This is a genomic window from Nocardia vinacea (assembly GCF_035920345.1).
In the GTDB taxonomy this organism is placed as follows: domain Bacteria; phylum Actinomycetota; class Actinomycetes; order Mycobacteriales; family Mycobacteriaceae; genus Nocardia; species Nocardia vinacea_A.
The window spans coordinates 5,805,582-5,818,272 of the sequence record NZ_CP109149.1 but is presented as its reverse complement, the minus strand read 5'-3'; the positions used below and the strand labels follow the sequence as shown (position 1 = coordinate 5,818,272).

Annotated in this window: 12 protein-coding genes; 4 read left to right on the top strand and 8 right to left on the bottom strand. The window is 65.2% G+C overall.

Going from position 1 to position 12,691, the window contains the following annotated elements; all coding sequences use genetic code 11:
* Position 1 precedes the first annotated feature (1 nt).
* The 4 genes from OIE68_RS26650 to OIE68_RS26635 form a co-directional block, all read right to left on the bottom strand.
* Positions 2 to 1,000 (bottom strand): hypothetical protein, encoded by a 999-nt coding sequence (locus OIE68_RS26650; RefSeq protein WP_327093823.1) that lies wholly within the window; start codon positions 998 to 1,000, stop codon positions 2 to 4.
* Between the two features lie 214 nt (positions 1,001 to 1,214).
* Positions 1,215 to 2,399 carry an NAD(P)/FAD-dependent oxidoreductase gene (locus tag OIE68_RS26645; protein ID WP_327093822.1) on the bottom strand — a complete coding sequence of 395 codons (1,185 nt, stop codon included), beginning with the start codon at positions 2,397 to 2,399 and terminating at the stop codon, positions 1,215 to 1,217.
* Positions 2,400 to 2,825: 426 nt separating this feature from the next.
* Positions 2,826 to 3,572, bottom strand: coding sequence for an SDR family NAD(P)-dependent oxidoreductase (locus OIE68_RS26640; RefSeq protein ID WP_327093821.1), 747 nt, complete (start codon positions 3,570 to 3,572; stop codon positions 2,826 to 2,828).
* Positions 3,573 to 3,644: 72 nt separating this feature from the next.
* Positions 3,645 to 4,025, bottom strand: a complete 381-nt coding sequence (locus tag OIE68_RS26635; RefSeq protein ID WP_327093820.1) for a DoxX family protein — start codon at positions 4,023 to 4,025, stop codon at positions 3,645 to 3,647.
* Positions 4,026 to 4,100: 75 nt separating this feature from the next.
* On the opposite strand from OIE68_RS26635, the gene OIE68_RS26630 reads away from it, so the two are divergent.
* Complete coding sequence (locus OIE68_RS26630) at positions 4,101 to 4,964, top strand: sigma-70 family RNA polymerase sigma factor (RefSeq protein WP_327093819.1); 864 nt, start codon at positions 4,101 to 4,103, stop codon at positions 4,962 to 4,964.
* Positions 4,965 to 5,003: 39 nt separating this feature from the next.
* Here OIE68_RS26630 and OIE68_RS26625 read toward each other — a convergent pair whose 3' ends face one another.
* Positions 5,004 to 5,936, bottom strand: coding sequence for an RNA polymerase sigma-70 factor (locus OIE68_RS26625; RefSeq protein WP_327093818.1), 933 nt, complete (start codon positions 5,934 to 5,936; stop codon positions 5,004 to 5,006).
* A 262-nt stretch (positions 5,937 to 6,198) separates the two neighbouring features.
* On the opposite strand from OIE68_RS26625, the gene OIE68_RS26620 reads away from it, so the two are divergent.
* Together OIE68_RS26620 and OIE68_RS26615 are read left to right on the top strand one after the other, a co-directional pair.
* Positions 6,199 to 7,047, top strand: coding sequence for an SDR family NAD(P)-dependent oxidoreductase (locus OIE68_RS26620; protein WP_327093817.1), 849 nt, complete (start codon positions 6,199 to 6,201; stop codon positions 7,045 to 7,047).
* Positions 7,048 to 7,060: 13 nt separating this feature from the next.
* Entirely contained in the window at positions 7,061 to 7,453 is a 393-nt protein-coding gene (locus tag OIE68_RS26615) for a DoxX family protein (RefSeq protein ID WP_327093816.1), read from the top strand.
* A 992-nt stretch (positions 7,454 to 8,445) separates the two neighbouring features.
* On the opposite strand, the gene OIE68_RS26610 is transcribed toward OIE68_RS26615, so the two are convergent.
* From OIE68_RS26610 to OIE68_RS26600, 3 genes are all read right to left on the bottom strand, one after another.
* Entirely contained in the window at positions 8,446 to 9,465 is a 1,020-nt protein-coding gene (locus tag OIE68_RS26610; RefSeq protein ID WP_327093815.1) for a DUF6492 family protein, read from the bottom strand.
* Positions 9,466 to 9,837: 372 nt separating this feature from the next.
* Complete coding sequence (locus OIE68_RS26605) at positions 9,838 to 10,134, bottom strand: hypothetical protein (protein WP_327093814.1); 297 nt, start codon at positions 10,132 to 10,134, stop codon at positions 9,838 to 9,840.
* 113 nt (positions 10,135 to 10,247) lie between these two features.
* Positions 10,248 to 10,952 carry a class I SAM-dependent methyltransferase gene (locus tag OIE68_RS26600; RefSeq protein WP_327093813.1) on the bottom strand — a complete coding sequence of 235 codons (705 nt, stop codon included), beginning with the start codon at positions 10,950 to 10,952 and terminating at the stop codon, positions 10,248 to 10,250.
* Between the two features lie 202 nt (positions 10,953 to 11,154).
* On the opposite strand from OIE68_RS26600, the gene OIE68_RS26595 reads away from it, so the two are divergent.
* A complete protein-coding gene (locus OIE68_RS26595) occupies positions 11,155 to 12,657 on the top strand; it encodes an AMP-binding protein (RefSeq protein ID WP_327093812.1) in 1,503 nt (500 codons plus the stop codon).
* Positions 12,658 to 12,691 lie beyond the last annotated feature (34 nt).

Sequence of the window (12,691 nt, the reverse complement as noted above, 5' to 3'; positions counted from 1 at the left end):
TTTATGCAGAGTTGGCGGCCCGGCTTGCGCGCAGGCCACCAGCCAGGCAGAGCGCTGCACCGAGCGCGATCCAGGCGACCAGGACGGTGATGGCTTGGGTGGCGCCGCGGCCGTCGAAGAAGGCGGTCGAGCGCAGCAGTCGGCCACCGGCGCCGGGGGGTAGTAGCTGGCCGAGTGTGCCGGACCAGCCGGGCAGCATTTCGGGTGCGGTCGCGGTGCCCGAGAGTGGGTTGCCGATGAGCATCATGGCGACGGCGCCGATCCCGATTCCGGCGATGCCGAGCAGGGATTCGAGCCCGAGAACGGTCAGGGAGGTGGCCGCGATAGTCAGGGCGACAGCGCCGACGTTGCCCGGGTAGGACCCGCTCAGCGAGCCGAACCAGAATTGCAGGATCGCTGCCACGGTCAGGCCGCCGGTGGCCGCGAAGGCGAGTGCCCCGGCGATTCGGCGGCCGGTGCCGTGGACGAGCCTGATCAGCAGCACTGCGGCCAGCAGACCGCCCATGACCAGCGGCAGTGCGCCTGCGGCCAGGCCCGCGCCGCGGGGGTCCTCGGCGGGCAGGGCGGCGAGGTCGCGCACAGCGACCGGGGTGCCGGTGCTGCCCGCTCGGCCGAGGCCGGTGGCCATGCTCTGCAAGGTCTGGGCGACCGCGGTGCTGGCGGCGGAGGCGAGAATGACATTCGGCGTGCCGGTGCTGAGGTCGATCGCCCCGTACACCTGCCGGTCGCGGATGAGTTTTTCGGCGGCGGCGGTGTCGGCGACTTCGCTGATCGCGAACCCGCCCGGCAGACGCTGCTCGAGTGCGGTGCGGATCTGCGCGACCGCGGGAGCGGGCCCGGCGACGGCGATCGGCACATCGTGCACCGACGCCCGCACCGACGGCCAGGCGAAGGCGACGAGTAGTACGCCGGTGATCGCCGTGAGCAGGACGACTGCTCGGGCCACCGTCGGCCATCGTGTGGGAAGCGCGTCGGTGATGAGCGGCGTCAGCGTGGTCATGTCTACTCCTCGAACGGTGGGGCCGTGACCGGTATTCAACGCAGTGAGTAGGGGTCCCGGATTCGATGGGCGTGAGCTTCTCTGGGTTGCGGACGATAAGAGGCCGGTGTCCTCGGCGTCGGCGGCCGAGCCGAGCAGACGGTAGGCGAGCGAGGCCAGCCGATTCCGGCTGGCCTCGAAACGCATCACGGTGGCAGTGCCGATCGGCAGGGCTCTATGCGGGAACCACGCCGCGCTCTCGGGTGGTGGCCAAGCGGTATTTGTGGTCCGGCCTTCCGAAGTTCGGGTGCGTCAGGCCCCAGACGGATCCCCAGAGGATTGCCGACTTGACCCGCGCGGCCATCCCACCGGTCATAGCGCCCGACTTCGGTTGCGCCTCACCATCTACCAACTGGAAGAGCCCGTCCTTGCGGCCGAGGCTGATGTGGTTGCCGTGATACGCCTGCGCGGAAATTGCGATCTTGCGGCCGGTCAGGTGCCCGACGATCGCGGCGGCCGCCTGCCTGCTGGTCGTTCCCGCGGTAGCGCACGACATCAGCATCGGCAGGCCGTTGTCGCCGATGACGTAGGCGCTGTCACCGGCAACGTAGACATCCGGGTGCGAGACCGATCGCATGTGCTGGTCTACCGTGATCTGGCCATTGGGTTCCACCGTGAGGCCGCTGGCGGCGGCGATCGGATGGACGGCGAAACCGGCGGCCCACACCGTCGCGTCGGAGGTGAAAACGGTGCCGTCGGTGGCGACCGCGCCCGACTGCTCGACGCGCTCGATTGCGGTGTGCTCGTGAACCGTGATGCCCAACCGCTCGAAGGTGCGCAGCAGGTGACGGCGGGCCTTGGGGCCCAGTGACGCGCCCAGTTCACCCCGGGTGACGAGGCTGATCCGAAGTCCCGGACGGGATTCGGCGAGTTCGGTGACGGCCTCGATAGCGGTCAGGTGGCCGCCGATCACCAGCACCTTCCCGTTCTCGCCCAGCTCATCCAGACGGGCACGCAGGCGCAGCGCATCCGGCCGGGCGGCCACGTGGAAGGCATGCTCGGCGACGCCCGCGACGCCGTGATCGGCGACGGTGCTGCCGAGCGCGTAGACGAGCGTGTCGTAGGCCATCTGGCCGATGCCCTCGCCGTCGGCGACCTCGACCGTCCGGTGCTCGGGATCGACATTGATGACCCGAGCCAGCCGAAGCTGAATCCCGGTGCCCGCGAACACCTCCGTCAGTGGCAGGTGGCGAAGATCCTGCCCGGCGGCGAGTTGATGGTTGCGCAGCCGCTCGACGAAATCGGGTTCGGCGTTGACGACGGTGATCTCGAAGTCGTCGGCGTGGAGCTGGCGTGCCAGGAATGCGGCGGAGAAGGCTCCGGCGTATCCGGCCCCGAGGACGACGATGCGGTGCTTCATGATTCGCTCCTGTCTGGTTCGCGTGCTCCTTGAACGAGACAGCTCCCGAATTCCTGACAGCACCAGCCAGTGATGCGGATCACCCCTCCATGGTCACCGTTCGAGTGCTGCACCGAAAACGACCGCAATCGGCATGATGGCGCGTTCGGCCAGCACCAGGTGACTTGGCCCCGTTGGTCTTTCGAGGTGGCGCACTGGCCGGTTCGGTCAGCGCGACACGCGGCATGTGCGTGCGTTGCACGAGAGCGTCTCAGCCCGATTGCGATCGGCAGGGCCGTGCTTGTCGGTTCATTCGATCAGGGCCTCGAATGACGAGGGTTCCGGACGGACGAACTGCAAAGACCGTTTGGATAGCCACTGGCAGTGGATGGTTCGCTGTGCGCACTCCGTCGATGCGGGGTGCGCACAGTGCGGGTGAGGGACCGGTTACCAGGGAATGGGGCCGAGGCGGTCGATGAAGGTCGCGGTCGGTCCGTCGGCGTCGATAGTCGCGAGTTCGATGATCGGGTCGGTGCCTTCGGTGACGGTCAGTTGGCCGGTGTGATTGTTGATGTCGGTGGCGGTGTATTTGCCGTTGGCGATCTCTCCGGGGGTGAGGAGGTTGAATTTGATCTCCGGGAGGGCTTTGGCGTATCTGATGGTGATCATGTTCAGGGCTGCTTTGGAGGAGCTGTAGGCGAGCTCGTGGAATCTGGTGGGGGGCTGTGTGAGGTCGGTCGCGATCGTCATGGATCCAATGGCGCTGGACACCATCACAACTCGTGGGTTGTCGGTCACTCGTAGCAGGGGCAGGAACGCGTTGGTGACCCTGATGGGGCCATAGACGTTGGTGTTGTAGACGGAGTGAACTTCGGCGACCGTTACCTCTGCGGGGGTGACGATGTTGCCTGCGGCACCGGCGTTGTTGACGAGTACGTCCAGCCGGTCGGTGTGCTGGCGGACGAGGCCGACGGCGTCTGCCACGGACTGGTCCGAGGTCACGTCCAGCGGGATCATGGTCACGTTGACGCCGCGTGCGGTCAGTTGGTCGGCGGCTGCGTGTCCTCGTCCGGGGTCACGTGAGCCGAGGAAGATCGTCCAGCCTCGTTCGCCGAGTCGTCGGGCAGTCTCGAGGCCGAGTCCTTTGTTGCCGCCGGTGATCAGCGCCGAGGTCGGTTGCGGGGGCGTGGTCATTCGATTTCTCCTTTGTGATGGTTCCGGCGCCGTCACACCAAGGCGTGCGGCCGGTTCGGGTCAAAAGCTGAGTCATGCGAAGGGTTCGAGGCTGAAGCGGCCCCAGGCCACGAAGACGGCCATGGCCAGGTAGAGCACCTCGGCGACGGCTGTTGCCCACAGGCCGCGCCGGACCCGCACGATGATCGCCCCGGTGAACAGCAGGGCCGTGCCGGTCGCTGCCACCGGCACCAGGATCGGTGCGATGCCGAGCACGGCGGGCAGGATCAACCCGGCCGCGCCCAGGAGGTCCACCACCCCAAGGGCTTTCAGGGCGGTCGGGCTGAAAGCTTCGGCCCATGCGGCGTACCCGCCGGCGGCCAGAATCTTCTCTTTGGGGATCACGATCTTGGCGCTGCTGGCAAGGAGCACGGCTGCCAGCACCCCGGCGACGATCCACAGAGCGACGTTCATGATTGACTGCCTCCAATATTGGTGTCGGAATGGCTTGCTGCTTCTCTGACGGGTGACGGCGAGGAAACCAGACACATGAACGGAAAAGAACTGCTCGCGGCGCGCTTCGAGGAGCATCGGAGCCACTTGCGGGCGGTGGCCTACAGGATGCTGGGGTCGCTCAGCGAGGCCGACGACGCCGTCCAAATGACCTGGCTCAAGGCTGCCGGTGCCGACACCGGTGGCGTCGAGAATCTGGCCGGATGGCTGACGACCGTGGTGGGCCGGGTCTGCCTGGACATGCTCCGATCCCGCGAATCGCGTCGCGAGGACTCCCTCGACGAACACGGCGCAAGCCTCGGGACGCGAGTTGGGACCGACCCTGAGCAGGAGGCCTTGCTGGCGGACTCTGTCGGCTTGGCGCTGCTGGTGGTCTTGGACAAGCTCTCGCCGACCGAACGGATCGCCTTCGTCCTGCACGACCTGTTCGCCGTATCGTTCGCCGACATCGCCCCGATCGTGGACCGCAGCCCCGAGACGACGCAGCGGATCGCCAGCCGGGCGCGTCGACGGGTTCGAGGCGACTCCGGGGCGGGCAGCGAGGACCGGATGCGGCAATACCGCGCTGTCGAGGTGTTCCTGCGGGCCGCGCAGAACGGCGATTTCGAGGCGCTGCTGGCGATGCTCGACCCGGACGTCAGCTATCGCACTGACGAGGCCGCACGCCTGCTGGGAGCGGGGACCGACTTCGATGGTGGCCGAGTCCTCGCCGAAGCGTTCTGCGGAAAGGCGCAGGTTGCCCGCGCGATCATGCTCGACGGCGAGCCAGGCCTGGTACTGGCCCCGAGCGGCACGCTGATGCTGGTGATGACCATCCGATTCGCGGGCGAGCACATCGCCGGGATCAACGCAGTCGCCGACGAGGACCGATTGTCAAGAATGGAACTCACGGTGCCATAGCCTGAGCTCGAACCTGACCGCGAGTGCTCACTGTCGGGTCTACCGGGCGAGTTCGGCCGGTTGATCCAGCCGCGTCAGCTTCCGCGGGTTTGCTATCGCGTAGATCTGGATGATCCGCCCGTTCTCCACGACGAGGCTCAGCGCGGCCGGTTCACCGTCGATCTCGATCTGGCCCGCTGGCGCACCGTTGAGCCACACGGTCGTCGTCTCGAACGTGGCCACCACCCGGTTCAGGCGCGCGAGCAACTTCGCCACCAGTTCGACCCCGTGGATGGGGGCCTGACTCGCGGTCACCAGCCCGCCACCGTCGGCGATCAGGACCACCTCCGGCGCCATGATGTCCATCAGGTCCCGCAACTGCCCGGTTCGCAACGCGAGCAGGAACCGCTCCACCACGGCCTGCTGCTCGGATCGACTCACCTGCACCCGCGGGCGCCGAGCCGCCACATGTTCGCGTGCTCGCCGAGCGATCTGGCGAACCGTGGCCGCGGACTTTCCGACGGCCTCGGCGATCTCGTCGTAGGGCGTCTCGAAGACCTCGCGCAGCACGAACACCGCCCGCTCGGTGGGTGTGAGGGTCTCCAGCACCAGCAGCATCGCCATCGAGATGCTGTCGGCCAGCTCGACGTCCTCGGCCACGTCGGGCGCGGTCAGCACCGGTTCGGGCAACCAGGTGCCGATGTAGGACTCCTTGCGCCGGTTGAGAGTACGCAGTCGGTCGAGCGCCTGGCGGGTGATGATCCCGACCAGGTAGGCGCGCTGATCCCGCACCATGGCGAGATCGACGCTCACCCACCGCAGCCAGGTTTCCTGCACAACGTCCTCGGCGTCGGCAACCGAGCCGAGTATCTGGTAGGCGACGGTGAAGAGCAGGTTGCGGTGGGCGAGGAACACCTCGGTAGCGGGGCTGGGCGGCTGTCGTGGTTCATGCCTCGCCGCGATCTCCGGCGCGGTCCGCAACGTGCCGACCATGGGCAGCTCCTGTCTCTCGACTCTCGACTAGGTCATCCATACGACACCGGCCCACCGTTTTTTGTGACACCACAACGACAAGCAGGAGCGGCGTTGCGCGCGGTTCTGTCTGGCCGTCGTGGCAGCCGCCCAGGAAATGGGCTGATGCCGATCAGTTGCTTGTGGCGCGCGTCACGTAGCTGCGGTGTCACAGAGGATCGAGTCGCCGACGTCTCATGGTGGACCGAGGACTCGACCTCGGATCAGGGAAAGGATGCAATTGATGACGGAGCAAGGAACGGCTTCACTGGCCGGGAAGGTAGCGGTTGTGACCGGGGCCGGGTCCGGCATCGGCGCGGCGACCGCGGCAACGCTGGCTGGGCTGGGAGCGCGGGTGTGCTGCGCCGGACGAAACATCGAGTGTGTCGAGCGGACGGCCGAGGAGATCACTGCTGCTGGTGGCGAAGCATTCGGGCTGCGAGTCGACGTGGCATCGCCGCAGGACAACGATGCGATGGTCCGGGAGACGGTTGCCCGTTACGGCGCCGTCGATATCGCCCATCTCAACGCTGGAACGGGGCACTGGGCCGGTGTTCTGGACTACCCGTTGCAGGAGTGGGACCGCACGATGGCGGTGAACCTGCGCGGTGTGCTGCTCGGCTTGCAGTCGGCGGGTCGGGCGATGCGCGAGGTGGGTGGTGGCTCGGTTGTGGTCACCTCCTCGGCGGCCGGGCTCACCGGTAATCGGGGGGCAGCGGCGTACTCGGCGTCGAAACACGGTGTGATCGGTTTGGTGAAGTCGGCTGCCCTGGAACTGGGTCCAGTCGGGATCCGGGTCAACACCATCTGCCCGGGCTACATCGCCAGCAACGATCTCATGCGGAAGATGGGCGAGGAACTCGACATCGCTAGCCGATTCCCACTACGCCGACCGGGGCGCAGCGAGGAGGTCGCCAACCTGGTCGCGTTCCTGGCCAGTGACAGCGCGTCGTTCATCACCGGCGGCGTGTTCACCATCGATGGCGGCTGGCTGGCCGGTGGCATCGACCTCCATGACGATTCCGTAGATCACCCAACCAGCGCCGACCGCGTTGCCGCCCTTGCCAACACCTCCGCCCCGCTTGCCCCCTGAAGGAGAAGAGCTCATGAACCTCGCACTCTGGATCATTGCCGGGCTGCTTGCTGCCCTCGCCCTGTTCGGCGGTCTCACCAAAGCCTTCATGCCCAAGGACAAGCTGGACGAACTGGGCAGAAAGTCCGGTGGGGGCTGGACCGAGCACGCCAGCGCCGGTTTCGTCAGAACCCTGGGGGCAGTTGAGATCTCAGCCGCAGCCGGTCTCGTCCTGCCCGTCGTACTCGACATCGCACCGGTGCTGGTGCCGGTAACCGCCGTGTGCTGGATCCTGTTGATGATCGGCGCGATGATCACCCACGCCCGCTACGGCCAGTACAAATACGTCGCGCTGAACTTCGTCTACCTCGCCGCAGCCGCCTTCGTCGCTTGGGGCCGCTTCGGCCCCGAGTCCTTCACCGGCTGATTCGGGTACATCGCCAGGTCGACCGCCACACGACCTGGACTAATTCTCCGAGGGGCGTCATCAATCTGTTTCCGGCTATGCTGGCTGACCCGGAAACACTCAATTCGGCATTATCGGACGTCTGCTGAGTCGGTAGGGTATCGATTGCCCCGGAAGACGTGAGTCAAGGACAGGCCGGAGTCCGCTACCGCGAGCACGTGAACTGGTCGCGGCGACGTGCCCGCTGACCACCCCCGCCGCGCAGATTTTGCGGGCACTGGCGCACTATTAGCGTCGGGGCCGATTGACCGATGCCCGCAGGCCATCGCGATTCCTTTACATGGGATACACACCCACGATGACCAGGCGTTTTTCAGTAGCCCATGTTTTGTGTGACCCGCCGAGGGTGCGTACCTGTGACGGTCGACTTACGCCCGCGGTCGTCCTTGGGTATCTCTCGTAGAGATCCCACGTTCGCGGAGCCTGTTCAGAACGGTCATGCCGTCTACACCCAGGTGCCGACCAACTCGGGCGAGCGACCAACCCTGACCGTAGAGATGGATGGCGTCATCAATTTGGTCGGGCGTCAGGCCACGGCGGCGCATCGGTACGTGATGCCGATGAAGGATCTCGCCGACCGTCCGCCGCTCGATACCGAACCGGGCAGCCAACTCATACACCGTCGCTCCACCCTCATAGCCAGCGATCAACTCCCGAATCTGAGCAGCGTCGAGCTGGCGTGCCCGCTTGGGTTTGGACCGGGCAGCAGTCGACGGCATGGGCGCACTGGGATCCGGAAGCTTCCGAACCAGCGACTGCAACGCTTCTACCTGGCGTTTCGTGTTGTAGTAGATTCCCCCAAGGTCCACACATCGCAGGCTCATGCTCTTGGAGAGCATGAGCCTTTTGCGTTCCGCGTATTTTGTGGGGGCGAAGCCCCACACCCACCCGGCGGGCTTCGCGCCCGGACCCCCGGAGCCTGCGGTTGCGTTCGGTGGTCGTGGTTCGAGTCTTCACCCACGACCTGGGGTTCGACGCAGACGCTCGGCGCGACCCAGGGGTGGCGTTGCCGGGGTGATGTGGAGGGCACCTTGGTTGAGGTCGAGCATCAGTGCCCCGGGTGTTGTTTGCAGTTGGCTGCGTAACTGGTCGGGTATGTAGTCCATCGTGGCGATTCGGTTGCGGTAGCTGAGGAAACTGTGGCATCCGATCGCCCTGACTCCCGCCCGGCGGAGCCTGGTGACAGCGTCGGTCAATGTCCACAAAGCGTTTTCGGCGGGCTGGATGATGTCTATGGCGTCGAGGTGTCGTGACCGGATATGTTCCGGGAAGAACTTCGCTGCGAAGTGGCGGTAGAGCACATACTCCGAAGCGCCGGTCCATTTGGCGTGTTCAATCGTCGCCAGGAATGCCTCCCAGAACGGTCGCCGGTGCTGGTCTTCGACTCGCCGCATCAGGTCCGCGAGGATTTGTCTGTCGAACACCATGTGATGCTGCATCCCGCTGTAGGGGTCGACCGGCCGCCACTCGGCGAGCAGCCGGGTCGCTGCGGTGATCGCGGAGTGGCGGTCGGGGATCGCGTGCTGGCGGGTGTCGAGGCGCCATTGCAGCGGATAGCCGAGTGCCAGATAAGATCTGCCATCGTTTTCGACGAACACGACATCGTCGACGAGCGCGTAGTCCGCGTCGAGCACCAGGATGTGCTGGACCGTGCTCGCCAGGATACGGAAGCAGTTCAGTTTGATCAGCTGCTGGAAATACCAGGACGAATTGTGGTGATCGCCGCCCGCTGTGCGCAGGGCCGCCTCGATGGAGGCCGGTGTCGGTGAGACCGCTTCCTCATCGATCCACTGCACCATATGTTCGGTCCGTACCTGTGCGTGCAGGCGCGCGGACCCGACGATATTCACCGATCGGATCGGATTGCGGCAGTGTGCACTCAGTCCGGTGATACAGGCGTCGAGGCCGGGCAGATCCTTGGCTGCCACCGGGATCATGACCTCGATCGGCGGTAGGCGCGCAGTTTCGGTCACTTCACGCTCCCCGTAGGCTGATCGTCGCCGCTAACCATAGCCAGCCTCGTGCCTCGAAAAGCGTTGGGCCCTCAGCATTTCGTCACCGACACCTTCGCGACCGCGCTGCGCGAAGCACTCTCCGACTGGTTCGGCACACCCCTGAAAAACGCCGGTGCCCTCAACGACCGGCCCTTTGATCGACCGGACATCTGCCATTCGGCGCATTGCCGAGGCGCAGGAAGTCTTGCCCGGCAAGCGATCAGGGCGCAGCCGTTACGGGCGCTGTGTACCTGCGACCCGCCCGGTCGAACGCGCGGCCGCGACAGCAGAGTGCTTTGTCGGACGTGGTCGCAAGGATGGCCCGTTCACCGGACTGAGGCCGGCAGCGCGCTACCGCGACCGCTCATACAACCGATCGAACTGGTTGCCCAGCACCGTGTAAGTCTGCAACCACCCACTGCTGGCCGCGATTTCACACAGCGGGCCGGTCGCGACGAACAGAAATTTCAGATCGGGCAATCGGCTCATATCACCTCGCCGAATCAGCTCGGAATGGTCGGTGAGATCGCCCACGAGCTCCGCCGCATCCGCATACCGAGATTGCCAGCTCATGTCCTGCGGCCCGGCCTGCACGATCGCCATCACCTGATCGAGGATGTCGAGTATCTCCGCCGCCTCCAACTTCACCTCGCCAGCTTGGCACGCCCGAATCTGCTCGACGAGCGCGGCCGATGGCGAGACGAAATGTTCATACCGTTCGAGTAAGTTCCCTGCAGCCTGTGGACTGGCTTTGTGGCGGATCAGCCCAGCCGGGCGCACAGCAGCCAGGCGGGAACCGACTTGCGGCCACTGGGTTCGTCGCGGATGCCCTCGAACCGGAATCTCGGGCCGTCGGCAGTCGGCCCGAAGTCGCCGACAGGCAGGTTGCCATGGATTCGCGCCGGCCTGATCTCATCGATCACCCAGTACTTCTCCACTGCCTCGCGAAGCTCGTCAGCGGTGACCGGCGCCGGTCCCGGTACGGGTACTTCGGGCAGGGCGGTCCGGTCGAATACCAGCGCGAAATACGACGCGCCCGGCGCCGCGGCGCGCACGATCGACTGCTGGTAGCCCACCCGCGACTCGACCGGGATCGAATGGAACAGCGTGCTGTCGACGATCGTGTCGAAGCGACCGTCGTAGCCGGTGAAGGTGGTGATGTCGGCGACCTCGAAGGAGGCGTTGGCCAGGCCGCGCCTGGTTGCCTCGGCGCGGGCCAGCTCGATCGCGGTCGGCGACAGATCCAGCCCCACGGTGGTGTAGCCCCGCTCGGCCAGATATAGCGAGATCGCCGCCTCCCCGCATCCGACATCGAGGACATCGCCATGGAATTTGCCCTGCTCGATCAGTGCGGCGAGTTCCGGCTGGGGTTCCCCGATACTCCACGGCGGTTTGACGCCCGGCCCGAACGGGCCACCCGTGCCTTGGTAGACGGCTTCGAACTCGAAATCATCCGGCCCAGTCATAGCATATGAGTATCAGTGACCTTGGTGTCTGTCAACGTCGTAGATGGCTGAGTACGTTTCTGAGCAAGGTCGTCCAGCACCTGCGCCGCTGCGTGCATCGGCATACCAGCGCATGAGCACCGCTCACCAACTTCGTACCTGACAGAATGCGCTCATGAACGATGCGTCCTCGGCTGCTCCGACGATCGCCTGCGGCGGACGGATGCGCGCCCAGTCCGAGGCGCATCACCGTGCTGGATGTCTCGCTTCGGCGTTCGTCGCGAATGGGATTGCTCGTGGTGATCGTGTCGCGGTGATGTTGCGGAACGACATCGAGTTTCTCGAGGTCTCCCTTGCGATTGCTGCCTGTGGGGCCAATCCCGTTCCTATCAATACGGGCTGGCGGGCCGCCGAGGTTGCGCATGTCCTCGAAGACTGCAGCGCTCGCGTCGTTCTCGCGCATACAGAGTTCATCGACACCATCGAGAAGGCTTGTGAGACAGCCGGGGTGGGGCCGATGATTATCGAGGTCGCTATGCCGACTGAACTGCTCGAGGAGGCGGGGCTCGATGTGGCGTTGGCGCAGCCCACTGGTCAGCACAGCACTGTTGAGCAGTGGATCCGAGATCGTCCTGACCCGCTCGGTTATCTCGATGGTGCGATTGCGGATTCGATGGGGCTTATCTACACATCGGGCACTACGGGAACGCCGAAAGGTGTTCTCCGCGAACGTATGACGCCGCATCAGCTGTTGTCCATCGCGGGTGGTACGGCGAAACGGATGGGATTGGCTCCGGGTGGGCAGATGTTGGTGGCTGGGCCGCTGTATCACACCAGTCCCAATGCGGTGGCGGTGTTGGCGCTGCGGATGGGGACCAATATTACGATCATGCCGCGTTGGGATGCGGAGCGATTTCTGCAGCTTGTAGCGGAGCGTCGGATTACGCAGGCCAAGGTGGTGCCCACGATGCTGTCGCGGCTGTTGTCGTTGCCTGCCGAAATCGCTTGTCGTTATGACGTTTCCAGTCTGACGCACCTCATCCATTCCGCGGCGCCGTGCCCGCCCGCTGTCAAACGCGCGGCGATCGAGTGGTTCGGTGATGCGGTGATCGAGTTCTATGGCTGTACCGAGGCGGGCACTGTTACGTGGATCAGTGCCACGGAATGGCTCGCACATCCGGGGAGCGTCGGCCGTGGTACAGACGGTTCCGATGTCGTTGTCGCTACCGAAGACGGAAAACCGTTGCTGCCGAACGAGATCGGGAATGTGTTCGTTCGTGGTGCCGACTACTGGCCCGAATTTCGGTACCTAAACCGCGATGCCGGGGCGGCCAGTCCGGTTCCCGGCTTCCTCGACGTGGGTGACACCGGGTACCTCGACGACGACGGCTATCTCTACCTCACGGGGCGCTCCAGCGAGATCATTATCTCGGGAGGCGTCAATATCTACCCTGCCGAAATCGAGGCCGCTATTGCTTCTCTCGATGGGGTAGAGGACGTTGCCGTATTCGGCGTCCCACATGCGGGCGATTTGGGGGAAGCGGTCGCCGCACATGTCGTTGCGCGATCCGGGGCAACGCTCACCGAGAGTGTGATTCGTGCGGGTCTCGCCGACCGCATTGCTCGCTACAAGATTCCGGCGCACGTGCGCGTGGTCACGGCCTTGCCACGGGACGAATCGGGCAAAGTGTACAAACGCGAACTCCGGGCGCTCTACGGAGCTTGATTCCCAGGGGCTAGCTTGTGGCTCCGATGTCGCA

Excerpts from the sequence above, each read along its gene's own strand:
- OIE68_RS26650 (WP_327093823.1), bottom strand. The coding sequence starts at position 1,000 with ATGACCACGCTGACGCCGCTCATCACCGACGCGCTTCCCACACGATGG.
- OIE68_RS26645 (WP_327093822.1), bottom strand. The coding sequence starts at position 2,399 with ATGAAGCACCGCATCGTCGTCCTCGGGGCCGGATACGCCGGAGCCTTC.
- OIE68_RS26640 (WP_327093821.1), bottom strand. The coding sequence starts at position 3,572 with ATGACCACGCCCCCGCAACCGACCTCGGCGCTGATCACCGGCGGCAAC.
- OIE68_RS26635 (WP_327093820.1), bottom strand. The coding sequence starts at position 4,025 with ATGAACGTCGCTCTGTGGATCGTCGCCGGGGTGCTGGCAGCCGTGCTC.
- OIE68_RS26630 (WP_327093819.1), top strand. The coding sequence starts at position 4,101 with ATGAACGGAAAAGAACTGCTCGCGGCGCGCTTCGAGGAGCATCGGAGC.
- OIE68_RS26625 (WP_327093818.1), bottom strand. The coding sequence starts at position 5,936 with ATGGTCGGCACGTTGCGGACCGCGCCGGAGATCGCGGCGAGGCATGAA.
- OIE68_RS26620 (WP_327093817.1), top strand. The coding sequence starts at position 6,199 with ATGACGGAGCAAGGAACGGCTTCACTGGCCGGGAAGGTAGCGGTTGTG.
- OIE68_RS26615 (WP_327093816.1), top strand. The coding sequence starts at position 7,061 with ATGAACCTCGCACTCTGGATCATTGCCGGGCTGCTTGCTGCCCTCGCC.
- OIE68_RS26600 (WP_327093813.1), bottom strand. The coding sequence starts at position 10,952 with ATGACTGGGCCGGATGATTTCGAGTTCGAAGCCGTCTACCAAGGCACG.
- OIE68_RS26595 (WP_327093812.1), top strand. The coding sequence starts at position 11,155 with ATGCGCGCCCAGTCCGAGGCGCATCACCGTGCTGGATGTCTCGCTTCG.